Here is a 24,828-nt window from a genome sequence, read left to right on the forward strand (position 1 = left end):
GATGTCGCAATCGGACCAGAGGATAGATTCACGACAACAGGCAACACCGCCTGCGATACCCGAGGCCACCCGGCTGAAGAGCCTGCGGTTGTCGAAGCTATGGGTACACCTCGCCAACATCTACCGGCTGACGATCAAGGAAATGCGCAGCATACGCGCTGACGCGGTTGTCCTGGCGCTTGTCGCCTTTTCCTTCACCATTGCGGTGGACGCTGCCACCGGCGCCTCGACCGAGGCGACCAACCTTTCGGTTGGCATCGTCGACGAGGATCGTTCCGACCTCTCGCGGCGTATTGCGGACGGCCTCACGCCTCCCACGTTCCAACCCGCCGTGGAGATCCAATCGACGGAAATCGACGCAGCGATGAATGCGCAACGCTTCCTTTTCGTTGTCGAAATTCCTCCGAACTTTCAGGCGGACATTTTGGTCGGGCGGCAGCCTTCGGTTCAACTCAATATAGATGCAACCGCCATTGCCCAGGCGTTTAATGGCATGACCTACATCCAAAACGTCATCCTAAACTATGTGACACAGTTCGTAACGAACCGCGAAGGACTGAGCAGCGAACCGGTCAAAATGGTGACGCGCGTGAAGTTCAACCAAAACCTGAAGTCCGCCTGGTTCACCTCGGTGATGCAGATCATTAACAACATCACCATGCTGGCCATTATCCTGACCGGCGCGGCGTTGATCCGCGAGCGCGAACAGGGGACGGTCGAGCATCTGCTTGTGATGCCGGTGGTTCCCCCCGAGATCATGCTCGCAAAGATCCTGGCCAATGGCATTGTCATCGTGATCGCCACCGGCCTGTCGCTGGTGCTTGTGGTGCAATGGTGGCTGCAGGTCCCAATTGCCGGATCGATCCTGCTGTTTCTGGGCGGGACGTGCTTTTATGTGTTCACGGTCGCAGCGCTAGGCATTCTTCTCGGTACCATTGCAGCCACGATGGGCCAGTTCGGTCTGCTGGCGGTTCCGGTGATACTGGTGCTGATGCTGCTGTCCGGGGCAATGACGCCGATGGAAAGCATGCCGGAGTTTTTGCAGTATCTCATGAACATCATTAGCCCGACGCCGCATTTCGTGGTTTTCGCCCAGGGGGTGCTTTATCGCGGCGCCGATTTTTCGATTGTCTGGCCGGAGATTCTAGCGATGACAGTCATCGGCAGTCTCTACTTCGGCTTTGCCTTGTACCGCTTCCGCCGCGCAATCTTTGAGAGCTGAAGTCCTGGCGGCCGGTGTTTGGCCCGCTCTACTTTCATCTTTCACATGTCGCAGTTGGAAACAGAATGCGCAGTTAGCGATCGTCCGATCAACGTCGCCCGGACGACGATCTCATTCTCCCGCGGCGCGCTTCCCAGCTCGCCACGGGATGACGCCCCGAGATGCCGCCGTCGGGGTCAGGCCGCGAGGATGGTGATCCCATAAGCATTGGCGGCGGCTGTCATGCGGGCGATGGTTTCCTCAGAAGGGCCGGCCTTCGGTGGCTCCGTCGTGCCTTCCGCCTCGATGAACTCGGCCATCTCGCGATCGACGACGGCCGAAAAGATGGCCGGGACGGTGCCGCGGTTGGCGTAGCCGTGCACCACAAACGGCGCGATCGTGACGATGTCGCCCGCGCCGGCCTCGATCTCTTCGGGACCGTTGACTGTCAGCCGCCAGATTGTCAGGCATCCCTCAAGGATGCGGAACACCTCAGGGCTCGCATGCGCGTGTTTCGGCGTCCGGCTGCCGGGCGGCACGGTGACGTCGAAGATGTTGAGCCAGGTTCCGCGGAGGCGAAGCCGCCGCTCGATCCGGTCGCCGAGGACAAAAAAGCGTCTTGCCTCTTTGCCGGCAGGTATTGTCACAAATGAGTTGGACATCATGTCTCTTTCTTCTTCTTACGGGCTTTTCATGCCCGCCTTTTCTTGCCCACCTTTTCTGGGCGGTGCAGCCGTTAGACCTTTACGCCGTCTTTGACAACAGACCCGGCATCCGGGACGACGGTCGCAAAACGGTCGGCGAGTTCGGCAAGCGCTGTGCGATGCACGAGATCAGCGCTGATGACGCCCCCGAGCGGATCGGGCAGGGCACGCGTGGCGGCGGCGGATGCGACGACGATTGCCCGAATGCCGAGATCGAGCGCCGCTCGCGCCGTGGCGCTCACGCACATATGCGTCATGAAGCCGACCAGGATGATATCGGTACGGCCGCTTCCTTCCGCAAGTTCCGTCAGCGCCGCCGAAAGCGTCGTGCCGGCAAAAGCATTGGGAAGCGTCTTTGCGATCACCCTCTCGCCGTCGACGGGGGCAAGCGCCGGAATGATTTCGGCGGCCCGTGAGCCGGCGGCAAAGAGGCTGCCCGTGGACGGTGCGTGATGCACGACATGGAAGACCGGCATTCCGTTTTCGCGCGCCGCGTCGAGCAGCCGGCCTATTTCGGCAATTGCCGGCCCGATGCCGGGAAGCGGCAGCTTGCCGTCGAGATATTCGTTCTGCGCGTCGATAATGACGAGCACCGATTTTGCAAGCTCGATCGGCTTTGGCGTTACGCCGGCATGCTGAAGAAGAGTGAGGGGAGCCATCTGTTTCTCCTGAGTTCGGGGTCGCTGCCATGAGATAGCGCCTGTCGGCCTGAGCGGATATCCGCTATATCTTCACAATGGCTGAGCAAAAACGCACAGGATTGGATTGGGAGGATCTGCGCTTTTTTGCAGCGCTGGCCAGGCACCGCAGCCTTTCGGCTACCGCACGCGCCCTGAAGGTCAATCACGCGACGGTGGCACGGCGCATCGCCGCGCTTGAGCAAAGCCTCGGCGCCAACCTGTTCGATCGCCGGGCCGACGGTTACGCGCTGAGCCGCCAAGGCAGCGCCATTCTCGCCGAAACAGGCGCGATGGAGGCTGCGGCTGCCGCAATCCGCGACCGGCTCGATATCGAAGACGGCCCGCGGGGCCGCGTCCGACTGACGACGATCCGCTCTCTTGCCGATCTCGTGTTGGCGCCGAACCTGGCCGAGATCCTCAATGGCCTGCCGCATGTGGAGCTGGAGATCGTCACCGACATCAAGGTGGCAAGCCTTGCCCAGCGCGAGGCCGATATCGCGCTACGGCTCGGCCATCCCGGCGACAGCGAGCTCTCCGGCCGGCGCGTCGCCACAATCCGCTACGGTTTTTTCGGCTCGAAGGAGACGCGGAGCGCCTTTGAGATGGGCGATCTTCCGCCGCTGATCCTGTATGACGGCGAGAGCCAGGGCGTCGCCGAAGCGCGCTGGCTCGACCACAATTTTCCCGACCACCCCGTCAGCCTGCGCTCCGGCAGCAATGCGGTGCAGGCGCAGGCCGCCGCGTCCGGCCTCGGCGTTGCCATGCTGCCACTCTACCTTGCCGCAACCGTCTCCGGCCTCGAGCCCGTCGCCTTCGCCGCGCCCATGCCCGAACGGGAGCTCTGGATGTTGACGCCGGCCGAACTCGCTCAAGTTCCGCGCGTGCGCGTCGTGCTCGATCGCCTCTCGCGGCTTTTTGCGCGCCACAGGCACCTGTTCTGAATGTCCCATAGCCCGAGACGGTGCCACCGTCGCTGTCCGTCAGACCACGGCATCCTTCGGGTCGGCGTGAGAAGATGACCGGCAGGCCAGCACGTAAAGGGTCGCGCCCAGCACCCAGAGAGTGCGGCTATGCAGCGTTGCCGGCTGCGCCGACTCATCCGGTTCTAGAATTGCGTGATGACGCTGATACCGGTTCCCTGGGCTTTTTCCATTGCCATCAGCGCCGGCACGGCTTCCTCCAGGCTGATGCGCCGTCCGATCAGCTTCTGCGGCGCGATCTTGCCGGCGGTCAGCATCGACAGCATGGCGTCGTAGCGCCAGGCCTGCATGCCGTGGCTGCCGTAGATCTCCAGTTCGTTGCTGATCACCTGGGCCATCGGGATTTGCGGCGTGGAATATTCGCCGAGCATCAGCCCCACCTGCACATGCCGGCCGCGCCGGCGCAGATTCTTGATCGAGTTGAAGCAGGTGGCGGGGTGGCCGAGCGCATCGATCGAGACATGCGCGCCGCCTTTGGTGATCTCGCGCACCGCCTCGGCCACGTCGGCAACGCTTGAGGCATTGACCGTCGCCACCGCGCCGCACTCTCTGGCGAAGGCGAGTTTCTCCTCCGATATGTCGATGCCGATCGCATTGGCACCCAGCGCGGTGGCGATCATGATCGCCGACAGGCCGACGCCGCCGCAACCATGCACGGCGATCCATTCCCCGGGTCCGGTGCGCGCATGGTCGGCGACGGCGCGAAACGAAGTGGCGAAGCGGCAGCCGAGGCTTGCCGCCGTCGCATCGTCGATCGTATCCGGCAGGTGCACCAGGTTGGTGTCGGCATAGTCGATCGCCACATATTCGGCGAAGGAGCCCCAATGGGTGAAGCCCGGCTGAAACTGGTTGGGGCAGACCTGCTGGTTGCCGGAATGGCATTCGCTGCAATGGCCGCAGCCGGACACGAAGGGCACGGTCACCCGGTCGCCGACCTTGAAGCGCATCACGCCGCGGCCGGTGGCGACGACCCGGCCGGCCAGCTCGTGTCCGGGCACATGCGGCAGGCGGATATCGGGATCGTGTCCCATCCAGCCGTGCCAGTCGCTGCGGCAGAGGCCGCTGGCGCCGACGGAGATGACGACGCCATCCTCTGTCGGCGTCGGATCGGGCAGGGTGCGGATTTCGGGCGCCTGCTCGAAGGCTTCATAATACATGGCTTTCATCGGCGTCTTCCCTTGCTGCTGTCCGGCGATTTCTCCTCATGATCGCATGCGCCAGCCCGCCATTCCAACAGAGATTGCATCATTTTTGCTGATGCACCCATCGCCGACGCCGCAGGTGTCGCGCACGAATATTGCGGCCGGACGCTGTGCTCCGGCATTTTCTTGCTTCCGTATTTCGGGCCGGGATTTGTCCTTGACCCGGCTTGCCGCCGGGGTTTTTGCTTTCCCGGATTCGCAAGGGAGATCAGCAATGGCCGTCGATACATCACCGCGTTCCACCACCTGGACTCACGTCGACGGGGAATGGCTTCCCGGCAATCCGCCGCTGATCGGGCCGACCTCGCATGCCATGTGGCTCGGCTCCACGGTGTTCGACGGCGCCCGCTGGTTCGACGGCATCGCCCCGGATCTCGATCTCCACTGCCAGCGCGTGAACCGCTCCGCACTCGCCATGGGTCTGAAGCCGGTGAAGTCGGCCGAGGAGATTGCCGCGCTCGCCTGGGAAGGCGTTGGCAAATTCGACGGCGCGACGGCGATCTACATCAAGCCGATGTATTGGGGCGAACATGGTTCGCCCGGCAGCATTGTCTCCGTCGATGCCGATTCGACCCGCTTTGCGCTCTGCCTCTTCGAGGCGCCGATGGGCGCCCATGCCGGCACCAGCCTCACCGTTTCGCCCTATCGCCGCCCGTCGCCGGAAACGGCGATGACCGAGGCGAAGACCGGCTCGCTCTATCCCAATAGCGGGCGCATGATCGCCGAGGCGCGCAGCCGCGGCTTCGACAATGCCTTGGTGCGCGACCTGAACGGCAATGTCGTCGAGACCGCCTCGTCGAATGTCTTCCTGGTGCGCGACGGCGTGGTGATGACGCCGGCCGCCAACCGCACCTTCCTCGCCGGCATCACCCGCGCCCGCGTCATAGGCCTGCTTCGCAAGGCCGGTTTCGACGTGGTGGAAGCAACCCTCTCCGTCGAGGATTTCCTCGCCGCCGACGAAATCTTCACCACCGGCAACTATTCCAAAGTCGTCGGCGTCACCCGCCTCGACGACCGCGATTTCCAGGAGGGCCCGGTCACCCGCAAGGCGCTGGAACTCTACATGAACTGGGCCCACGGCAGAACCGAGAGCGAGGAGTGAGGAGAGGTCCCGCGAAGCGGGAGCAATCGATCCAGTGAATCGATTGCAGCGACGAACGCCCGGAGCGCAAGCGCAGGGCTGGAGAGGTCCCGCGAAGCGGGAGCAATCGATCCAGTGAATCGATTGCAGCGACGAACGCCCGGAGCGCAAGCGCAGGGCTGGAGAGGTCCCGCGAAGCGGGAGCAATCGATCCAGTGAATCGATTGCAGCGACGAACGCCCGGAGCGCAAGCGCAGGGCTGGAGAGGTCCCGCGAAGCGGGAGCAATCGATCCAGTGAATCGATTGCAACGACGAACGCCCGGAGTGCAAGCGCAGGGCTGGCGCGGTTCGGCGCAGGGCCGGCGCAATCCCGTCGGCAGAATTGAGATGGGGATTGCACCCCTCACGTCATCCACTTCCGATGCTCGGCAAACCTCTCGGCCAAGAGGTCGATGAACAGCCGCACCTTGGTCGGCAGGTGGCTGCGATTGGGATAGACGGCGTTGATGGTGAATTCCACCGGTCGGTAATCCGGCATGATCTTTACCAGCCGCCCTTCGGCGATGTCGTCGAACACGACGAAGCTCGGCGCCAGGAAAAGACCTCGTCCGTTCAGCGTCAGGAAGCGCAGCATCTCGGCATTGTTCGAGACGACATTGCCGCTGACTTTGACGCTCTCCTGCCGGCCGTCGCTGTCTTCAAAGCGCCATTCCTCGCCATAAGGGTAATAGGCGTATTGCAGGCAGTTGTGCTCGGCGATGTCGGCGGGCTTCGTTGGGATCGGATGGCTGTCGATATAGGCAGACGAGCAGACGAGTATATGGCGCCAGGGCGTCAGCTTGCGGGCGATGAGAGACGAATCCGGCGGCAGGGTGCGGATGACAAGGTCGTAGCCGTCCTCGATCATGTCAACCATCCGCTCGCCGACGCTGAAATCGACTGAGATCGACGGATAGAGATCCATATATTCGCTGAAGACGGGCAGCAGGAAACGCACTATGGAGCCGCTGGTGTAGATCTTCAGCGTGCCGCGAGGCGTCGTGCTCAGCGCACTCGCCGTGCGATCCGCTTCATCGAGTTCGGCGAGAATCTGCGACGAGCGCTCATAATAATATTTGCCGGTTTCCGTCAGGCTGACCTTGCGCGTCGTGCGGTTGAGGAGCCGTACGCCGAGCCGATCCTCCAGCGACTGCACGTGATTGCCGACCATGGTGACGGACATGTTGAGCCGGCGTGCGGCGGCGGAAAAGCCGCCGCATTCCACCACCCGGCCAAAAACTGCGAGGCTTGTCAGCCGATCCATATTGCCCTCGCATTATCCGCTCAGAGTTGATGATCCTTCCTGATTTAAGCAGATTATCAAAGCCAATGGCAGGGTGCATTTTCCCGCGCATCGAATAGGCCTCGCCGAACGGGGCGAGAGATGAAGGAAAAGCACGATGGTTGAACTCCCTCGCAAGGAAGTTTTCGAAGCGGCGCCCGTCGCCGAAGCTCCTGTTGCCGAAGCCGCTGTTTCCGAGGTTCTGGCCGCGAAAACACCGAAGAAGGCTGGCGGAAGGATCGTCAAGCGCGCCGTCATTGCGGCGGCGCTGCTCGCCGGCGCTGCCTTTTCAGGCGATTTCGGCTATCGCTACTGGACCGTCGGCCGCTTCATCGAATCCACCGACGACGCCTATGTGAAGGCCGACTACACCACCGTCGCGCCGAAGGTCGCCGGCTATATCAGGCAGGTTCTCGTCAACGACAATGACCAGGTCAAATCGGGCCAGGTTCTCGCCCGCATCGACGACCGTGATTTCCAGGCAGCGCTTTCGCAGGCGAGAGCCGACGTCAAGGCAGCCGAGGCCGCCATCACCAACATCGACGCCCAGATTGCGCTGCAGCAGTCGGTCATCGAGCAGGCCAAGGCCACGCTCGACGCTTCGCAGGCCTCGCTGGCCTTTGCCGTGTCCGATGCGGCCCGCTCCGCCCGCCTGATCACCAACGGTGCCGGCACCCAGTCCCGCGCCGAACAGAGCCAATCGGCACGCGACCAGGCCGCTGCCGCCGTCGAACGCGACCGGGCAGCGCTCGTGGCGGCTGAGAACAAGGTGCCGGTGCTCCGGACCGAGCGGGAACAGGCGGTGGCCCAGCGCGATCGGGCTGCGGCTGCCGCTCGCCAGGCTGAACTCAACCTCTCCTATACGGATATCGTCGCCGCCGTCGACGGCACTGTGGGCGCCCGTTCGATCCGCGTCGGCCAGTACGTCACATCGGGCACGCAGCTGATGGCCGTCGTGCCGCTGCATGCCGTCTATGTCGTTGCCAATTTCAAGGAGACGCAGCTGACCTATATCCGCCCCGGCCAGTCGGTCGAGATCAGGATCGACAGCTTTCCCGGCAAGGCGATCAAAGGCCATGTCGACAGTGTTTCGCCGGCAAGCGGGCTCGAATTCTCGCTGCTGCCGCCCGACAATGCCACCGGCAACTTCACCAAGATCGTCCAGCGCATACCCGTCAAGATCGTCATCGACGACGAGCATATGGGCGGCCTTCTGCGTTCCGGCATGTCGGTCGAACCCGAGATCGACACCAAGGCTGCTGCCCAGAACGACGCTGAGAAGACCTCCGCGGCAGCCGAGGAGGGACCATCCAGTCACGCTGGATGATCCCTCACCATTGACCGGAACCATCAACCGAACCCGTCATGAGACGTTTTTCCGCGAAGCCGGAAGGGGATAAGTCATGGCCATTCGTCAGATCGCCGCAAACAGCAATGCGCTTGTGCGCCCCGCCGCGGCCGCGCCTGCCCAACCCGCAGCGATGAGCCCGCTGCGCACCTGGGCGGCCGTCGTCGGCTCGACGCTCGGCGCCTTCATGGCGGTCCTCAATATCCAGATCGTCAATGCCTCGCTTGCCGATATCCAGGGCGCCATCGGCGCCGGCACCGATGACGGCGGCTGGATCTCGACCTCCTACCTGATCGCCGAGATCGTCGTCATTCCGCTCAGCGGCTGGCTGGCGCGGGTCTTTTCGCTCCGCAACTATCTCTTGGCCAACGCCATCCTCTTCCTGATCTTCTCGGTCGCCTGCGCCTTCGCGGCCAATCTGCAGCAAATGATCATCCTGCGCGCGGTTCAGGGCTTTTCCGGCGGCGTGCTGATCCCGATGGCCTTCACCATCATCATCACGCTGCTGCCCAAGGCCAAGCAGCCGGTCGGACTTGCCCTGTTTGCCCTTTCGGCCACCTTCGCGCCGGCGATCGGCCCGACGATCGGCGGTTATCTCACCGAGAATTGGAGCTGGAAATATATTTTCTACGTCAATCTGGTGCCCGGCGCTCTGATGGTCGGCCTGCTCTGGGCTTCGCTCGACCGCGCGCCGATGAACCTGAAGCTTCTCGCCAAGGGCGACTGGCCGGGTATCGTCACCATGGCGATCGGCCTGGCCGCCTTGCAGACCGTACTGGAAGAGGGCAACAAGGAAGACTGGTTCGGCTCCGACTTCATCCTCCGCCTGGCTGTTATCGCCGCCGTCTCGCTGACGCTGTTCCTGGTCATCGAGCTGAAGACGGCCCAGCCGCTGTTGAACCTCCGGCTGCTGCTGCGGCGAAACTTCGGCTTCGGCATCGTCGCGAATTTCCTGCTCGGTATTGCGCTTTACGGTTCGGTCTTCGTGCTGCCGATCTATCTCACCCGGATCCAGGGCTATAATTCCGAGCAGATCGGCATGGTCCTCGCGTGGACCGGCATTCCGCAGCTGCTGCTGATCCCGCTGGTGCCGCGCCTGATGAAGCGTTTCGACGTGCGCCTGCTGATCATCATCGGTTTTGCCCTTTTTGCCGCGTCGAACTTCATGAACGTACACATGACCGGCGACTATGCCAGCGACCAGCTCTTCTGGCCGAACATCGTCCGTGCCATCGGCCAGGCGCTGGTCTTCACCCCGCTGTCGGCGATCGCCACATCAGGCATCGAGCAGGAGAATGCCGGTTCGGCTTCCGCGCTCTTCAACATGATGCGCAATCTCGGCGGCGCGGTCGGCATCGCCTTGCTGCAGACGTTCCTGTCGAAGCGCGAGCAGTACCACTCGAACATCCTCACCCATTCGGTCTCGGTTTTCGAGGAGGCCACCCGCGATCGTATTGCCCGGCTGGCAGCCTATTTCATGAGCCACGGCGTCAGCGACCAGGCGGCCGCCAGCCACAGGGCGGTCGTCGCCATTGCTCTGAAGCTGCGCAAGCAGGCCAATATCATGGCCTTCAGCGATGCGTTCTTCCTGCTCGGCGTCGCCCTCGTCGTCGCCCTGCTCGCGATCCTGCTTCTGAAGAAACCCGGTCAACTCTCGGGCGGCGGCGCCCACTAGCGCCGCATGTCTCAAGGAGAAGAAGCCATGACAACCGCGATCTTTTCTCCAACCGCCGAACGGCAGACCGATGCCGTCGGCCCCGGTGCGCTGCTTGCCATCATCGAATGGCTCTCCGGCGACGAATGCCATGCGCTCGACGAAGCCGGCCTCGTCTCCGGCCTCGGCCGCCGGCTTCAGGCACTCGGCCTGCCGGTCGACCGGATGACCCTGCATCTGATGACGCTGCATCCCGAACTCGTCGGCCGCACCATTGCCTGGGCGCCGGGCGAGCCGGTCGAAATCCACGACCGCGAACATGGCGCGCGGGTCGCTATCGCCAACACGCCGCTGCGCAGGGTCATGGAAACCCGGGAGCCGCTGGTCGTCGGTCCTGGCGAAAGCGTGCACGGCCGCTGGCAGCATATCGACGTTTTCGCCGATCGCGGCTTGATGCAGCTTGTGATCGCGCCGCTCTGCAATATCGATGGGCCGGTCGGCGCTGCCGTCTTCGCCACGAAGCGGCCGGTCGGCTTCACAGCCTCCGAACGCCAGGTGATCGAGCGTATTCTGCCGGCGCTGCGCAATACCAGCGAGTTGCGCATCCTTCGCCAGGTCGAGCTCAGCCTGCTCGACACCTATGTCGGCCCGCTGACCGCAAGCCGGATTCTGGCCGGCCGCATCCGCCAGGGCGAAATCGAATCGATGGAGGCCGCCCTGCTGCTCTGCGATCTGCGCGGCTTTACCGAGCTGTCGAACCGGCTGCCCGGAAGCACGGTGCTCGGGCTGCTCAACGCCTATTTCGACCGGATCGTCCCGGCGATCACCCGGGAAGGCGGCGAAGTGCTGAAATTCATGGGCGACGCCGTGCTTGCCTTCTTCCCCGGTTACGCTGCGGCCCATGCCTGCGGCGCGGCCCTGGCATCGGCCCGCACCATCCTCGATGAGATCGACCACTTCCAGTACGAGGGCATCGGCGTGAAGGCCGGCATCGCCCTGCACTACGGCGAGGTCAGCTACGGTAATATCGGTTCAGGCCGGCGTCTCGACTTCACCCTGATCGGCCGCGACGTCAACCTTGTCAGCCGCATCCAGACCGCCTGCAGTGAATTGGGCGAGGCCTTGCTGATGTCTGAGCCGTTCCGCGAGAAAGCCGGGGCAGGGGATGTGGTGTCGGTCGGGGGACATGGGCTGAAGGGGTTTGCCGAGCCGGTGGAGCTGTTTACGATTGTGCGGTAGGTGTACGCCAGCCCTCTCTGACTTGCCGGGCGTCTCCCCACTTGCACTGGACGCATGGCAGGTCTGCCCGAAACGACTTCGTCTTCCCCCATCTTTTCGCCATAGTGGCGCCGGAATTCCGTAAGCCGGGAGGAAGAGCTTATGACTGTGCTGTTCGACGAACAAGGCGAGATCATCCGCCAACTGGGTGTCGCCACCGACATCGACCCCGAGCGGGAGATCGAACGGCGAACCGCTTTCCTCAAGGATTATCTCGTCGGCTCGGGCATGCGCGGCTACGTCCTCGGCATCAGCGGCGGCGTCGATTCGCTGACCGCGGCTTTGCTGGCCCAGAAGGCCGTGCGCGAGCTGCGTGACGGTGGCCATGCGGCCGAATTCGTCGCCGTGCGCCTTCCCTATGGGGTCCAGGCGGACGAGGCCGATGCGGAGAGGGCGCTTGCAACGATCGACCCCGACCGCTCAATGGTGGTCAACATCAAGGCGGCGGCGGATGCGATGCTGGCGGCAGCGCAAAAGGGCGGTCTTGCCTTCGCCGATGAGGGCCGGCAGGATTTCATCCTGGGCAACATCAAGGCCCGCCAACGCATGATCGCCCAGTTCGCCCTGGCCGGCGCGCTCGGCGGTCTTGTCATCGGCACCGATCATGCCGCCGAGGCGGTCATGGGCTTCTTCACCAAATTCGGCGATGGCGCCGCCGACATCTTGCCGCTCGCCGGCCTCAACAAACGACGGGTGCGCCTGCTGGCAAAGCGGCTCGGTGCGCCGGACGAACTGATCTTCAAGGTGCCGACCGCCGATCTCGAAGACCAGCGGCCGCTGCGCCCCGACGAGGAGGCCTATGGCGTCTCCTATGACGAGATCGACGATTTCCTCGAGGGCAAGCCGGTCGGCGAGATCGCCCGCCGCCGCATCCTCGCCGCCTATCGGGCGACCGCCCATAAACGCGCGCTGCCGGTGGCCGTCAACGCGCTCTGAGCGGCGCGCTCAGGGCTGCACCGGCGAGCCCGTCCAGCCCGACGAGGCGAGATAGGCATTCGGCGCGAAATAGACGCCGTCGACGTCGAAGGCTTGGAGATCTTCGGCCCGCAGCGCCTCGCGCACCTTCGGGCGTGCCGCCACACGGGCCATGAAACCGTGCAGCACCGGCCATTGCCTGAGATTGATCTTCGTCCAGGGCGACCAGTTCAGGCAGACGAAGAGATAGACGTCTGCCACGGTGAAGGCCTCACCGGTCAGGTAGGGTCCCACAAAACGGCCGCTCAGCCAGGAAAGCCGCTTTGCGACCTGGGCACGGATCTTCTCATGCACGCTGGCATAAGCCGGCTCGAACAGCAGCACCATCGGCTTGTGCAGTTCGGCGGAGATGAAATTCAGATAGGACTGCACCTCGTTGCGTCTGAGGTTGCCAACCTCCGGCAGCATTGCGGCGCCTTGCGGCACGCTGTCGGCGAGGAATTGCGCGATCGCCGGCCCCTCGGTCAGCACCTTGCCGTCGTCGAGCATCAGCGCCGGCACATAGCCATTGCCGTTGATGGCGAGATAGTCCTTGCCGTCGCTCGTCCGATGCGTTTCCCGGTCGACTTCGACGAGTTCGATATCAAGCCCCAGCTCCCGGCAGACGATATGCGGTGAAAGCGAGCAGGCGGCGGCGTTCATATAGAGTTTCATGGCAATTTCCTCTCTCATGCAGGGCGGACGACGCCGCCTGTTCGATATTGTTGAACTTATGTACTGTTTCGCATAAAATAGGCTTCGTCAATGATTTAATGCGAAACGGTACAAAATATGAAGGATGAGAAGAAGCGCGGCCGCCCGAGGGCTTTCGACGCCAAGTCAGCGCTCGGCAAGGCGCGGGACGTCTTCTGGGACCGGGGTTTTGCCGCCGCCTCGCTCGATAATCTGAGCGCCGCGACCAACCTCAACCGCCCGAGCCTCTACGGCGCCTTCGGTGACAAGGAGGATCTCTATCTCGATACGCTGGAAGGTTATCGCCAGGACGGCATGGATGCGCTGGCCGCGGCTCTCGATCCGTCGCTGCCACTGCGCGACAATCTCGCCCGGGTCTATGAAAGCGCGCTGGCGATCTATCTGCACGGTGAAACCGCCGCCCGCGGCTGTCTGCTGATCGGCACGGCGACGGTCGAGGCGGTCGAGCGTGAACGGGTCCGCGAGGTGCTCGGCCGCAGCCTCAGCGATTTCGACGGCGAGATTGAAAAGCGCATGCGCCTTGCCGTCGAACGCGGCGAGCTTCCCGAAAGCGCCGATCCGCAGACGCTGGCAAGACTCGCTTCCGCCGTCATGCATTCGCTCGCCGTGCGCGCCCGCGCCGGCGACAGCCGCGAGACGCTGGAGGCGATCGCTCGCTCAGGCGTCGAGCTGATCTGCGGCAGCGCGCGCAGCTGATCCCGATCCGGCCTCAGTCGTCCTGGGCCGCACCATCCAGGCATAGGCGGCGCCGCTGAGAAGCAGCACCGAGGTGCCGAGGAAAACGGCCCGCATGCCGATATGGCCGCCGACGAAGCCGCCGAGAATCGGACCGGCCACCTGGCCGATATATTGCGAGGAGACGGACAGGCCGAGAATGCCGCCGGCCGCGCTGTCCGGCACGCTGTGGCGGATGACGGCGGTAATGCAGGGCAGGAGCCCGCCGAGGGCGGCCCCCATCAGGAAGCGCAGGATGATCAGCTGCCAGGAACTGTTGACGAAGGCCTGCGGGATCAAAAGCAGCCCGGCGAGGGCGAGCGCGCCCGATATGACCGGCCAGTGGCCGATCCTGTCGGCGAGCCTGCCGAGCCATGAGGCGGAAAGAATGCTGCCGAGCGCGGCGGCCGACATGACGAGCCCCGAGATCTTCGTCACTTGCGCCGCGACCGGCACGATCTGCGCCACATAGACGGTGATGATCGGCTCGATCGACATATTGGCGAACATCAGCAGCATGCCCGTCGCCAGCATGGCGACAACGGGCCTTTTATCGGGAATGGATTTCCAGCCGCCGCTTGCCTTGGCCGCCTGTTTGCGGGCTGGCGACTTCTCCTCCTTGATCAGCAGCGCAGTGGCGAGAAAGGCGAGGAAGATCGTCGCCCCGGCCGCGAGAAAGGTGCCGCGGATACCGATGACAGGCGGCAGCACCCCGCCGATCAGCGGCCCGACAAGATTGCCGGCCATGATGCCGCAAGAGAGCACGCCGAGCGCCCAGGCCGAACGCTCCTTCGGCGTCTGCGTCGCCACCAGCACCATCGAGCCGGAGGAGTAGCCACCGGCAAGCCCGACGAAGAGGCGCAGCGCCACCAGCTGCCAGACACTGCCGGCCATGCCCATCAGCGAGATCGCCAGCGTCATGCCGAGGCTGGCGCGCACCAGCATCAGCTTGCGGCCGTAAATGTCGCCGAGCCGCCCCCAGAGTGGCGCCACGAGCGCGGCGGCCAGGAAGGTGGCGCCATAGGCGATGCCCGACCATTGCACGATCGCCGCATGGTCGGCCACACCGAGTTCCTCCACATAGAGCGGCAGGAAAGGCAGCAGCAGCGTCATCGCCACGATCGTCGTGAAGGAGCCGATCAGCGAGACGGCGAGATTGCGCTTCCAGTGGATCGAGCCTGCCTTAACGCTCGCCGCGTCCAATTGCGTATCGGTCATTCCTGCCTCGGCGTCGATCACGGGGCGCAATTACGCCAAAACTGGATCATTTGAGGTAAATATGTTAGACATACTGATTGCATGATGCAATCGGTTAATCGGAGGATATTGCCATGAACGATATGCGCACGAGGCAGCAGACCGTCCGTGATCTCTACGCCGCCTATCTCGAAGACCGCAAGGATATTGTCGGCGCTATGCTGACGGAGGACTTTACCTTTTCCAGCCCGCGCGACGATCATATCGACCGCGCGACATATTTCGAGCGCTGCTGGCCGAAGGAGCCGTTCTTCCGCGCCATCCATATCGAATTCCTGGCGGTCGATGACGATGAGGCCGCTGTCCGCTACCGCGCCGAAAAACTCAACGGCGGCAGCTTCGGCAATATGGAGAGCCTTCGTTTCCGCGGCGACAAGATCGCTTCGGTGGAGGTCTATTTCGGGCGGAACCTGTAGCTGGAGCCTGGCTCGCAAATGTGTGCGGTCTTGCGATAAAAACATCATAAAAACAAAGACTAAAGCGTGGCAAGCGAATCTCAAAGATCGCGACACGCTTCAGAAAATTCGCAGCGCCGACGTCGTGATGATGACCATGGAGACAGCCACCATCAGCGCCCGCACCGGCAGCCGCTCGACCAGGATGGCGCCGAAAGGGGCGGCGATGACGCCGCCGATGATCAGGCCGATCGCCGAATTGAGTTCCGACCAGCCGAGCGTCAGAATGAAGGTCAAGGAAATCGTCAGGGTCACCGCGAATTCGGTGAAATTGGTCGAGCCGATCACCCGCTTCAGATCATGGCCGCGCCCGACCAGCGTGCTGGTGACGACGGGCCCCCATCCGCCGCCGCCGATCGCATCGAGCAGGCCGCCGCAAAAGCCGACCGGCGGCACCGCCCAGTCGCGCACCTCGCGCCTGGATGGCGGCCGGAACGCCTTGTAGAAGATCAGCAGGCCGATGGCTATCAGAAGGCGGACACGAAGGGCGCGATCACCTTGCCGTCGATATTGGCAAGCAGATAGGCGCCGATCGCGCCGCCGATCATGCCGGCAGGCGCCAGCCGGGCCACCAACCGCCAGTCGACATTGCGATGGTAGGCATGCGACAGGCCGGAGGCGGCGGTGGTGAACATTTCCGTCACATGCGTCATGGCGCTGGCGTTGGCCGCCGGCACCCCGAAGGCCAGCAGGCTCGTCGTCGACAGCACGCCGAAGGCCATGCCGAGCGCGCCGTCGACGATCTGCGCGCAGAAGCCGACGGCGATGAAGAGGAAGATATCCGATGTCATGCTGTCCCCTCAGACGAACGATAGCATCAGAATCCGCGATGCGTGAGAAACTTTTGACTCAGGCCGAAAGTCCGCGCTGCTTCAGCCGGACGATCTTGAAAAAGCCGTTCGGAAAGACCGGCAGAATGTCGGTCGTGGAAAAATCGCCGCGACGTTCGGCCCAGGCGAGGATGCGATGGATGCGGAAGGCGGAGGACCAGCCGATGTGACGCACCAGCGGCGCCACCGCCGCCTCGATAGCCCCCTGCAGGCCGGCGCCGTCGCCGAGTTTGCTGGCGAGGATGATCTCGCCGCCCGGCCGCAGCACCCGGGCGCATTCGTCCAGCGCCCGTTCCGGCTCGGGAATCAGCGTGATGACGAAGGGCAGGCAGACCGCGTCGAAAGACTGGTCGGCAAAGCTCAGCGCATGCGCATCCATCACCTCGAGCGCCTTCACATGCTGCAGCCTTTTGCGCCGCACCTTCTCGCGCGCCCGAGCGATCATATGTTCGGAAATGTCGATGCCCGTCACCCGGCAGCGGCTGGGATAGTACCCGAGCGTCAGGCCGGTGCCGACTCCGATTTCCAGGATATCCGTGCCGGCCGCAGCGGCAAGCGCGGCAAGCTTGCGGTGGCCGTCACGCAGAATGCCGCGATAGACGCGATCATAGACCGGCGCCCAGCGCTGATAGATTTTCTGCTGATCTTCCGCCCGGTTGCGAAGCTCCGACATGCCTTTACCTCCCTGCGCCGCTCTCCGAAAACCGGAAGTGTTTTCCGGAAGGCATCATACATAGAGCGCCTTGGCGCCTCTCATAGGTGCGCAGCGCTCTAAAAAGCCCGCAACTTCAACTCCAGGGGGTGGGCTTGGGTTCCGCCGAGCTTATTTCGCCGGTGCGAGTCCCAGCTCCTTGACGTCCATCTCGCTGCCGATTTCGACGGTTTTGTTCTGCTTGTCGTAAACGCAGATCTGGGCGACGAGCCCATTGGCGCCCTTCGGCTTTCCGGTCACCAGGGCCAGCCCGTAACGCCAGGTGCCGAAAGGATCGACGGCGGCAGCCGGCTTCTCGATCGCCACCGCCGCCTGCCTGCATTTGGCGTCCACGTCCGCCGCCAGCTCTTTCCAGGCCTGTTCGGAAGAGGCCTGCGCCGCAGCGGCCGGGCAAAGAAGCGCCGCTGCGCATAGCAGCTGGATTATATTCCTGTTCATCAAGGATCTCCGTGATCTCAGTGGCCGGCAGAACGGTTTTCGGCGCGGCTATCCCAAGGATTCTTCTCATGCGATTCCAGCACTGCAACTGAGGCAAATTTTCCTTCGGCGGATCGTTTTTTGACATTTCGCCGGTTGCCTCTCCCCCGTTCCCCTCCTATGTTCCGCCTCACCTGCCGATGACGCAATCTATTGCCAAGAGGAGATCTGACATGGCTTTCGAATTGCCTGAACTTCCCTATGATTACGAAGCCCTTGCCCCCTTCATGTCGAAGGAAACGCTGGAGTTTCACCACGACAAGCACCACAAGGCCTATGTCGACAACGGCAACAAGCTCGCCGCCGAGGCCGGCCTTTCGGATCTGTCGCTCGAAGACGTGGTGAAGAAGTCCTTCGGCACCAATGCCGGCCTCTTCAACAACGCCGCGCAGCACTACAACCACATCCATTTCTGGAAGTGGATGAAGAGGGGCGGCGGCGGCAACAAGCTGCCGGGCAAGCTCGAGGCGGCCTTCACCTCCGATCTCGGCGGCTACGACAAGTTCAAGGCCGATTTCGCCAACGCCGGCGCCACCCAGTTCGGCTCCGGCTGGGCCTGGGTTTCCGTCAAGAACGGCAAGCTCGAAATCTCCAAGACCCCGAACGGCGAAAACCCGCTCGTCCACGGCGCCACGCCGATCCTCGGCGTCGACGTCTGGGAACACTCCTATTACATTGACTATCGCAACGCCCGCCCGAAATATCTCGAAGCCTTCATCGATAGCCTGATCAACTGGGACTACGTCCTGGAACGCTACGAAGAAGCCACGAAGTAAGCGCCCGGGCTCGCCGCCAGCCGCGGCGATCTCTCGATTTCGCACCCGGCGTTCTCCGAACGTCGGGTGTTTTCATGACGCGAGCCGTCACATCCCTGTCACCGGCCGATCCTAATCACGCTCGATGTCCTGTTCCGATGTTTCCCCGTTCCGCTTCGGCATCATCGCCGATCCGCAATATGCGGCGATCCCGCCGCATGCGCCCATGGACCGCTATTACGCTAACAGCCTCGCCAAGGTCGCCGAGGCGATCGAGGTCTTCAACGGCTGGGAATTGAGCTTCGTCATGACGCTCGGCGATATCATCGACCGCAGCTTCAGGAGCTTCGACGATATCCTGCCGGTCTACGGCAAGCTGAGACACGAGGCGTTCTTCCTGCTCGGCAACCACGATTTCTCCGTCTCAGCGGGGCATCTCTCCGAAGTCGCCGCGCGTCTCGGCATGCCGTCGCCCTATTACAGTTTTACCCGCCACGGCTGGCGCTTCATCGTGCTCGACGGCAATGAGGTCAGCACCTTCGCGCCGCCCGAAGGCCATCCGCACCGCGCCCTTGCCGCGCAAATGCTGGCGAAGCTGGAGGAGAAAGGCGCCAGGAATGCCCATCGGTGGAATGCTGCGCTGAGCGACGTGCAGTTCGCCTGGCTAGGCGATGAAATCGCAGAGGCAGCTGCGGCCGGCGAGAAGGTGATCGTCATGAATCACTATCCCGTGCATCCGCCAAGTGAGCATGGCATGTGGGACAGCGAGCGCATCGTCGCGCTGCTCGCCTCGAAGGCCAATGTCGTCGCCTATCTCAACGGTCACGACCACGTCGGCAACTACGCCAAGGCCGGCTCCTGCCACTTCGTCAATTTCAAGGGCGTAGTCGACACTGAAAGCGAAAACGCCTTCGCCATCGTTGAGCTCCACCCTGAGCGCATCGAAATCCGCGGCTTCGGCCGCGAGGAGAGCCGGACGCTGGTTTATTAGGCTGGGAGAGACTGTCGATAAAGGTCAGCCAGCTGCTGGCTCATGTCATGCTCGGCCTCTACCGACTCTATAACAGAAATTGACCGAGATTGCGGGGCCTCGCCGAAGAAGCACCCAACCCGCCGACGGTGAGTTTGGCGGAACGCAACCCCCTCCTCCGTCATCCTCGGCTCAAGGCCGAGGATGACGGAGGAGGGGGCAGATGTCGGCGGTCCTTTGGCGACGTCGAAGATGTGCCAGGCACGAAAGCGCTATCCCCGGGGCCGCATTGGCACTGACCTCCCGCTCGTCCCTCAAACGCTGCCAACCTGTTCGCATAAACGCCCACCCATTACACCTGCACAGTCTTCTCCGCCCACCCACTCGTCCAAAGCTCCCGCAGCCTGTCGCCGTCGCCCTTGAAGAAAGCCTCGGCTGCCGCGCAGTGCTCCACCCGGTCGCTTCGGAAATTGCGGATCGCCTGGCGCAACTCGCACCAGGCGACGATATTGGCTGTCTGCGAATAATAGATCAGCGCGATCGGCTGGATCGTTCGCTCGCTGGCGCGGCCGAGTTCGTCGCGATAGCCGAGCATCAGCTTGCGCTCGTCGCGGATCGCCCGGCGCACGATCGCAAGGTCGAAGCCGGCCGGCTGCGCGGTCGAGCCCCAGGCATAAAGCGCCTTGGTATCCATTGCCTGGCGCAGCGGCGGCGGCACGGCGCCTGATATCTTCCGGTTGACCCGGCGGGCGGCCTGCTTCAGCTCCTCGTCGGCCGTGCGTTCGAGCAGCGCCAGCGCCAGCACGATCGCCTCCATCTCCTCGATCGAAAACATCAGCGGCGGGAGGTCGAATCCCGGCCGCATGATATAGCCGATGCCGCGCCCGCCCTCGATCGGCACGCGCATCGCCTGGAGTGCGGCGATATCGCGATAGATCGAGCGCACCGTCACGTCGAGCGTCTCGGCCATGTCAGCCGCCGTCATCGGTTTTCTGGCGAGCCGCAGGATCTGAATGATCTCGAAAAGCCGTGAGGCCTTGCGCATTTTGCCTCTCCCATCCCTCACGCTCCTGACAATACACTGTCAGTTGGGTTTGCGTATAGTGCCGCCTATCGGATTGAAATCTATCAGGGTCTTTCGAAACGGCCCCGAGACGAAAAGGCGGTAACTGACATGAATTATCACGAAAACCTCTGGCTCTTCTTCACCCTTCTCTTCGGCATCATCATCGTACCGGGTATGGACATGCTCTTCGTGCTCGCCAATGCGCTGACCGGCGGTATCAGGCGAGGACTGGCGGCAACCGGCGGCATCATGGCAGGCGGCGCCGTGCATTCGGCCTATGGCGCGGCCGGCGTCGGTGTGCTCGTCACCATGCTGCCGCAGCTCTTCAACGTGCTGCTCTTTGCCGGCGTCGCCTATATGATCTGGATCGGCATTTCGCTGATGCGCAGTTCGATCACCGTCGAGGCGGTCGGGCCGGCAACAGCGCACTCCGGCTGGCGCGCCTTCCGCCAGGGCGCCGTCACCTGTCTGATCAATCCCAAGGCCTATATCTTCATGTTCGCCGTCTATCCGCAGTTCCTGAGGCCGGAATTTGGCCCGGTCTGGAGGCAGGGCCTGATCATGGGCGCCATGACAGTCGTAACTCAATTCGCAATTTACGGCACCCTGGCGATGACCGCCGGCCGCAGCCGCGAGCTGCTGGTGGCAAATCCCGATGCCACGGCGTTTGTCGGCCGCTGCGCCGGACTGCTTCTGGTCGCGGTCTCCGCGCTTAGCCTCTGGCACGGGTGGAAAAGCGCCTGAGCCGTCGCCGCGGCGTATCACGTTGTTTTTATGGTGATCCGGCAAAACGTGACCACTTCTCGCCATGGATTTTGTCATCCTTCCGGTGCAGATTGGCCGTCGGCCGCCTTGGCCTCGAGAAAATGGAGAGGAATACATGAATTGGAAAGCAGTAGCTGCCGCCGCAGCGATGGCTGGCATCGCCTTCGGTTCGGTGACCGCCGCCGATGGCACCCATGATTCGCGCATTGCGTTGATGAAGCAGATCGGTGGTTCGGCCGGTGCGCTCGCCGCCATCGCCAAGGGCACCAAGCCCTACGACGCCGAGGCGGTCAAGGCGGCGCTGACGACGATTGCCACTTCTGCCAAGGTCTTCCCCGATCAGTTCAAGCCGGGCAGCGATATGAACGATCCCGAGGTCAGCCCGAAGGTCTGGGAAAACATGGATGACTTCAAGGCGCGCGCCGCAAAGCTATCCACTGACGCCGAAACTGCGCTCGCTCAGCTTCCGGCCGATGCCGCAGCCGTCGGCGCCACGGTCAATACGCTCGGCGCCAATTGCGGCGGCTGTCACAAGGCCTATCGTATCAAGGAGTGATGGGGCGACTGAGCAACTCCAGCAAAGGTGCGCGGCTTGCTCCCGCGTGACGCGCGGGAAATGGAATGCTCTGGATCCGCGATCCGTGCCCGGCTTGCCGCCGGCGCGGATCGCCTTATGTGGGGCCGACGGTTGAAACATCGGCAAGAGGGGAGGCGGCGCATGGTCCGCAGGTTCATCCGGATATTGCTCTGTCTGATCGGCGTTGCCGTCCTCGGTGGCGCCGCCTTGCGTCTCGTCACCGCGCCCGATCCGTTGCCAGAAAGCCATTGGGCAGGGTTAGGCGCCGCGGACCCGGCCAACGGCCAGATGGTCTTCTGGGCGGGCGGCTGCGTCAGCTGTCATTCAGCGCCCGGCTCCGAAGGCGATGCCAGGCTGACGCTGTCGGGCGGTCTGGCGTTGAAAAGCCCTTTCGGCACGTTCCACGTGCCGAACATTTCTCCGGATGAAAAGGCCGGCATCGGCGCCTGGACGATCGCCGATTTCGGCAATGCGATGAAGCGCGGCGTCGGCCCGGATGGCCAGCATCTCTATCCGTCTTTTCCCTATGGTTCCTATGCGCGCATGAGCGACAAGGACGTCAACGATCTCTTCGCCTTCCTGAAGACGCTGCCGAAGAGCGCCAACGTCGCGCCCCCGCATGAGCTGCCGTTCCCCTATAATCTCCGGCTGGCGCTCGGCGGCTGGAAATTCCTCTATTTCAACGACCAGCCGCGCGTCGCGCTCGCCAGCAGCGACGACAAGATCAGGCGCGGGCAATATCTCGTCGAAGGCCCCGGCCATTGCGGCGAATGCCACACGCCGCGCGATGCGCTCGGCGGCTTTGAGGCCGGTCAATGGCTTGCCGGCGCCCCCAACCCGGAAGGCAAGGGCCGCATCCCGGATATCACGCCATCCTCCAGGAGCATCGGCGGCTGGAGCGAGGCCGATATCGCCAGCTACCTCGAAACCGGTTTCACCCCCGATTTCGATAGCGTCGGCGGCTCGATGGTCGATGTCCAGCAGAACATCGCCCGCCTGCCGGCGGCCGACCGCGAAGCGATCGCCGCCTATCTGAAGGCCGTGCCGGGACGCTAGGACACGATGCTCGCGGAGCTTAAGCGATCGACTGCATGTAACGCATGCCGGTGACCGGCCGCGGAGTGAAATCCAGCTGCTCGTAGAAGCGGTGCGCCAGCACGTTGCCGGTCGCGGCGCTGACCGAGAGGTAACCGCAGCCGGCATTGCGCGCCGTCTCGCGAGCCCGGTCGACCAGCAGCTGGCCGGTGCCGTGGCCGCGATGGCCGTCGCGCACGAAGAGGTGATGCAGGTCCATGCCGCGTTTTCCCTCCTGCGCCCTGTAGAGCGGCACGAGGATGGCGTAACCGATCAGCCCTTCTCCGGTCTCGGCAACGAGAGCATGGATCCAGGGCAGGGGGCCGAACAGGTCGCGCTCGAGCTGCTCCGGCGTTGCAGCCGCTGCGTCGCCGTGATGGGCGGCGAGCAGCGCGATCATTTCGTTGAGCTCGGGCAGGTCGCGCGGCTTGGCGGTGCGGATCGTCACCACCGAGGGTCGCACCAGTGAAATTTCGCTGTCTTCGATTTCGGTCATGGTCTTCGCGTCCTTTGATAGTCTGCCGTCAGGACGCTGCCGATACAACAAAGCCGCCTGACGGCGGCTTGTTGACAATATGATCTGTCCGGCCGCCCTTTACAGGTACAGCCAAAAATACGAGCGGCTCTGATGCGCGTTTTTGATCATGGCGCATCAATCGCCGCAAACGCGGCGTTTGTCAATGGTGTTGAGCGTGAGGTTCAAAACGCTGCCACGGCGGTTGATGTCAACCGGTTCGCTTGATAGGATACCCCCCTATGTTATAGAAGGCCGGTCATGTCCCATACCACACTACAGAAGAAGAAGCTTATCGCCCGCATCAGCCGCCTGAAGGGGCAGATGGAGGCGGTCGAGCGGGCGCTCGAGGCCGAGCGCCCCTGCGGCGAAATCCTGCAGCTGCTGGCCTCGATCCGCGGCGCCTTGACCGGGCTGACCGGCGAGGTGCTGGACGATCATCTGCGCGAGCATGTGCTGAACGCCGCCGACGACGTGGCTCGTGCGGACGCGGTCGAGGAAATTTCGGAAGTGCTGAGAACCTATATTCGCTAAGTAGAGAAGGAGCCTGGAATGAATGCCGGGACCGGACGGGCCGAGATGAATGCCCTCGAACATGACCATATCTTCCTCGGCGCCGATCATGCGGTGAACGAGCGGCGCATCTGGCTGGTGATCGGGCTGACGGCGGTGATGATGGTGGCGGAAATCATCACTGGCACCGCCTATGGCTCCATGGCACTGGTGGCTGATGGCTGGCACATGTCGACCCATGCCAGCGCTCTTCTGATCTCGGCGCTCGCCTATCTCTTTGCCCGCCGGCAGGCACGCAATCCGCGCTTCACCTTCGGTACCGGCAAGCTCGGCGATCTCGCCGGCTTTGCCAGCGCCATCGTCCTTGCGCTGATTGCGCTGCTGATGGCCTGGGAAAGCTTGCTGCGTCTTGCAAATCCGGTGCCGATCGGCTTTGCCCGGGCGATTGCCGTGGCGGTGGTCGGTCTTATCGTCAATCTCGCCAGCGCTTGGCTGCTTGCCGGCGGCGGCCATCATGCACATGGCCACCACGCACATCATCATCATAGCGATCACACCCATGATCATCACGCCCACTATCATCACGCCCACGATCGTCACGCAAAGCACGGCGATAACAATATCCGCGCCGCCTATCTGCATGTCGTCGCCGACGCGCTGACCTCCGTGCTTGCCATCGCGGCGCTGACGCTCGGCAGCCTCTATGACTGGCTCTGGCTCGATCCGATCATGGGCATTGTCGGCGGTCTGGTCATTGCCAACTGGTCCTGGAGCCTGATGAAATCCTCTGGCGGCGTGCTTCTCGACGTCGTGCCCCAATGCGAGACGCTGCCGTCCGAAATCCGCGAGGCGATCGAGACGGAGGAGGACCGGATCACCGATCTGCATGTCTGGCAGGTCGGACCCGGTCATCATGCCGCGATCGTCGCCGTCCTCACCCCGAGCGATCCGGCCTTCTACAAGACCCGGCTTTCGGCGCTCTCGGAATTGTCGCATGTGACGGTCGAGGTGACGCGCGCCGCATGATTCCG

At 63.2% G+C, this 24,828-nt stretch carries 26 protein-coding genes and 1 pseudogene; 16 read left to right on the forward strand and 11 right to left on the reverse strand.

The window, feature by feature from the left end; translation table 11 throughout:
- Position 1 precedes the first annotated feature (1 nt).
- On the forward strand, positions 2-1,222 hold the full coding sequence (locus tag J2J99_RS06295; protein WP_168294325.1) for an ABC transporter permease: 1,221 nt from the start codon (positions 2-4) through the stop codon (positions 1,220-1,222).
- A 176-nt stretch (positions 1,223-1,398) separates the two neighbouring features.
- Here J2J99_RS06295 and J2J99_RS06300 read toward each other — a convergent pair whose 3' ends face one another.
- Both J2J99_RS06300 and J2J99_RS06305 read right to left on the reverse strand, forming a co-directional pair.
- Positions 1,399-1,866: a cupin domain-containing protein gene (locus tag J2J99_RS06300; RefSeq protein ID WP_168294324.1), complete on the reverse strand. Its 468-nt coding sequence runs from the start codon at positions 1,864-1,866 to the stop codon at positions 1,399-1,401.
- Positions 1,867-1,937: 71 nt separating this feature from the next.
- Positions 1,938-2,564, reverse strand: a complete 627-nt coding sequence (locus J2J99_RS06305) for a cysteine hydrolase family protein (protein ID WP_168294323.1) — start codon at positions 2,562-2,564, stop codon at positions 1,938-1,940.
- Positions 2,565-2,641: 77 nt separating this feature from the next.
- On the opposite strand from J2J99_RS06305, the gene J2J99_RS06310 reads away from it, so the two are divergent.
- Positions 2,642-3,526, forward strand: a complete 885-nt coding sequence (locus tag J2J99_RS06310; protein WP_168294322.1) for a LysR family transcriptional regulator — start codon at positions 2,642-2,644, stop codon at positions 3,524-3,526.
- A gap of 164 nt (positions 3,527-3,690) precedes the next feature.
- Here J2J99_RS06310 and J2J99_RS06315 read toward each other — a convergent pair whose 3' ends face one another.
- Positions 3,691-4,731, reverse strand: a complete 1,041-nt coding sequence (locus tag J2J99_RS06315) for a zinc-dependent alcohol dehydrogenase family protein (RefSeq protein WP_168294321.1) — start codon at positions 4,729-4,731, stop codon at positions 3,691-3,693.
- 250 nt (positions 4,732-4,981) lie between these two features.
- Between J2J99_RS06315 and J2J99_RS06320 the strand changes: the two genes are divergently transcribed.
- The gene (locus J2J99_RS06320) at positions 4,982-5,869 is read left to right on the forward strand and encodes a branched-chain amino acid aminotransferase (protein ID WP_168294320.1); all 888 of its coding nucleotides are present in this window, start codon (positions 4,982-4,984) and stop codon (positions 5,867-5,869) included.
- 383 nt (positions 5,870-6,252) lie between these two features.
- Here J2J99_RS06320 and J2J99_RS06325 read toward each other — a convergent pair whose 3' ends face one another.
- Positions 6,253-7,152 carry a LysR family transcriptional regulator gene (locus J2J99_RS06325; RefSeq protein WP_168294319.1) on the reverse strand — a complete coding sequence of 300 codons (900 nt, stop codon included), beginning with the start codon at positions 7,150-7,152 and terminating at the stop codon, positions 6,253-6,255.
- Positions 7,153-7,288: 136 nt separating this feature from the next.
- On the opposite strand from J2J99_RS06325, the gene J2J99_RS06330 reads away from it, so the two are divergent.
- The 4 genes from J2J99_RS06330 (at position 7,289) to nadE (ending at position 12,386) form a co-directional block, all read left to right on the forward strand.
- Complete coding sequence (locus J2J99_RS06330; protein ID WP_168294318.1) at positions 7,289-8,497, forward strand: HlyD family secretion protein; 1,209 nt, start codon at positions 7,289-7,291, stop codon at positions 8,495-8,497.
- A 76-nt stretch (positions 8,498-8,573) separates the two neighbouring features.
- Positions 8,574-10,193 carry an MDR family MFS transporter gene (locus J2J99_RS06335; protein ID WP_168294317.1) on the forward strand — a complete coding sequence of 540 codons (1,620 nt, stop codon included), beginning with the start codon at positions 8,574-8,576 and terminating at the stop codon, positions 10,191-10,193.
- Positions 10,194-10,220: 27 nt separating this feature from the next.
- Positions 10,221-11,411, forward strand: a complete 1,191-nt coding sequence (locus tag J2J99_RS06340) for an adenylate/guanylate cyclase domain-containing protein (protein ID WP_168294316.1) — start codon at positions 10,221-10,223, stop codon at positions 11,409-11,411.
- Between the two features lie 141 nt (positions 11,412-11,552).
- The gene (gene nadE / locus J2J99_RS06345) at positions 11,553-12,386 is read left to right on the forward strand and encodes an ammonia-dependent NAD(+) synthetase (protein ID WP_168294315.1); all 834 of its coding nucleotides are present in this window, start codon (positions 11,553-11,555) and stop codon (positions 12,384-12,386) included.
- Positions 12,387-12,395: 9 nt separating this feature from the next.
- On the opposite strand, the gene J2J99_RS06350 is transcribed toward nadE, so the two are convergent.
- Positions 12,396-13,079 (reverse strand): glutathione S-transferase N-terminal domain-containing protein, encoded by a 684-nt coding sequence (locus J2J99_RS06350; RefSeq protein WP_168294314.1) that lies wholly within the window; start codon positions 13,077-13,079, stop codon positions 12,396-12,398.
- Positions 13,080-13,196: 117 nt separating this feature from the next.
- Between J2J99_RS06350 and J2J99_RS06355 the strand changes: the two genes are divergently transcribed.
- Positions 13,197-13,814: a TetR/AcrR family transcriptional regulator gene (locus tag J2J99_RS06355; protein ID WP_168294313.1), complete on the forward strand. Its 618-nt coding sequence runs from the start codon at positions 13,197-13,199 to the stop codon at positions 13,812-13,814.
- Here J2J99_RS06355 and J2J99_RS06360 read toward each other — a convergent pair.
- Entirely contained in the window at positions 13,776-15,050 is a 1,275-nt protein-coding gene (locus tag J2J99_RS06360) for an MFS transporter (protein WP_168294312.1), read from the reverse strand. The genes J2J99_RS06355 and J2J99_RS06360 overlap by 39 nt on opposite strands.
- A gap of 113 nt (positions 15,051-15,163) precedes the next feature.
- Here J2J99_RS06360 and J2J99_RS06365 point away from each other — a divergent pair, with 113 nt between their 5' ends.
- Positions 15,164-15,505, forward strand: coding sequence for a nuclear transport factor 2 family protein (locus tag J2J99_RS06365; protein ID WP_168294311.1), 342 nt, complete (start codon positions 15,164-15,166; stop codon positions 15,503-15,505).
- Between the two features lie 99 nt (positions 15,506-15,604).
- On the opposite strand, the pseudogene J2J99_RS06370 reads toward J2J99_RS06365, so the two are convergent.
- The 3 genes and pseudogenes from J2J99_RS06370 to J2J99_RS06380 all read right to left on the reverse strand — a co-directional run bounded on the left by J2J99_RS06370 (position 15,605) and on the right by J2J99_RS06380 (position 17,524).
- Positions 15,605-16,335 (reverse strand): annotated as a pseudogene (locus J2J99_RS06370) (sulfite exporter TauE/SafE family protein).
- Positions 16,336-16,393: 58 nt separating this feature from the next.
- Positions 16,394-17,047: a class I SAM-dependent methyltransferase gene (locus J2J99_RS06375; RefSeq protein ID WP_168294310.1), complete on the reverse strand. Its 654-nt coding sequence runs from the start codon at positions 17,045-17,047 to the stop codon at positions 16,394-16,396.
- Between the two features lie 150 nt (positions 17,048-17,197).
- Positions 17,198-17,524: a hypothetical protein gene (locus tag J2J99_RS06380; protein ID WP_168294309.1), complete on the reverse strand. Its 327-nt coding sequence runs from the start codon at positions 17,522-17,524 to the stop codon at positions 17,198-17,200.
- A gap of 212 nt (positions 17,525-17,736) precedes the next feature.
- On the opposite strand from J2J99_RS06380, the gene J2J99_RS06385 reads away from it, so the two are divergent.
- Together J2J99_RS06385 and J2J99_RS06390 are read left to right on the forward strand one after the other, a co-directional pair.
- Positions 17,737-18,339, forward strand: coding sequence for a superoxide dismutase (locus tag J2J99_RS06385; protein ID WP_168294308.1), 603 nt, complete (start codon positions 17,737-17,739; stop codon positions 18,337-18,339).
- Between the two features lie 124 nt (positions 18,340-18,463).
- A complete protein-coding gene (locus J2J99_RS06390; protein WP_168294307.1) occupies positions 18,464-19,309 on the forward strand; it encodes a metallophosphoesterase in 846 nt (281 codons plus the stop codon).
- A 331-nt stretch (positions 19,310-19,640) separates the two neighbouring features.
- Here J2J99_RS06390 and J2J99_RS06395 read toward each other — a convergent pair whose 3' ends face one another.
- Positions 19,641-20,333 carry a helix-turn-helix transcriptional regulator gene (locus J2J99_RS06395; RefSeq protein ID WP_168294306.1) on the reverse strand — a complete coding sequence of 231 codons (693 nt, stop codon included), beginning with the start codon at positions 20,331-20,333 and terminating at the stop codon, positions 19,641-19,643.
- A gap of 129 nt (positions 20,334-20,462) precedes the next feature.
- Between J2J99_RS06395 and J2J99_RS06400 the strand changes: the two genes are divergently transcribed.
- From J2J99_RS06400 to J2J99_RS06410, 3 genes are all read left to right on the forward strand, one after another.
- Complete coding sequence (locus tag J2J99_RS06400) at positions 20,463-21,098, forward strand: LysE family translocator (RefSeq protein ID WP_168294305.1); 636 nt, start codon at positions 20,463-20,465, stop codon at positions 21,096-21,098.
- A 136-nt stretch (positions 21,099-21,234) separates the two neighbouring features.
- Positions 21,235-21,675 (forward strand): c-type cytochrome, encoded by a 441-nt coding sequence (locus tag J2J99_RS06405; RefSeq protein ID WP_168294304.1) that lies wholly within the window; start codon positions 21,235-21,237, stop codon positions 21,673-21,675.
- Between the two features lie 162 nt (positions 21,676-21,837).
- Positions 21,838-22,752, forward strand: a complete 915-nt coding sequence (locus J2J99_RS06410) for a c-type cytochrome (protein WP_168294303.1) — start codon at positions 21,838-21,840, stop codon at positions 22,750-22,752.
- Positions 22,753-22,771: 19 nt separating this feature from the next.
- On the opposite strand, the gene J2J99_RS06415 is transcribed toward J2J99_RS06410, so the two are convergent.
- Positions 22,772-23,266 carry a GNAT family N-acetyltransferase gene (locus tag J2J99_RS06415; RefSeq protein ID WP_168294302.1) on the reverse strand — a complete coding sequence of 165 codons (495 nt, stop codon included), beginning with the start codon at positions 23,264-23,266 and terminating at the stop codon, positions 22,772-22,774.
- Between the two features lie 279 nt (positions 23,267-23,545).
- On the opposite strand from J2J99_RS06415, the gene dmeR reads away from it, so the two are divergent.
- Both dmeR and dmeF read left to right on the forward strand, forming a co-directional pair.
- On the forward strand, positions 23,546-23,818 hold the full coding sequence (dmeR, locus tag J2J99_RS06420; protein ID WP_168294301.1) for a Ni(II)/Co(II)-sensing transcriptional repressor DmeR: 273 nt from the start codon (positions 23,546-23,548) through the stop codon (positions 23,816-23,818).
- A gap of 18 nt (positions 23,819-23,836) precedes the next feature.
- Positions 23,837-24,823 carry a CDF family Co(II)/Ni(II) efflux transporter DmeF gene (dmeF, locus tag J2J99_RS06425; protein ID WP_168294300.1) on the forward strand — a complete coding sequence of 329 codons (987 nt, stop codon included), beginning with the start codon at positions 23,837-23,839 and terminating at the stop codon, positions 24,821-24,823.
- Positions 24,824-24,828: the final 5 nt, after the last annotated feature.

Origin of the sequence: Rhizobium binae (assembly GCF_017357225.1) — a bacterium.
Classification (GTDB): Bacteria; Pseudomonadota; Alphaproteobacteria; order Rhizobiales; family Rhizobiaceae; genus Rhizobium; species Rhizobium binae.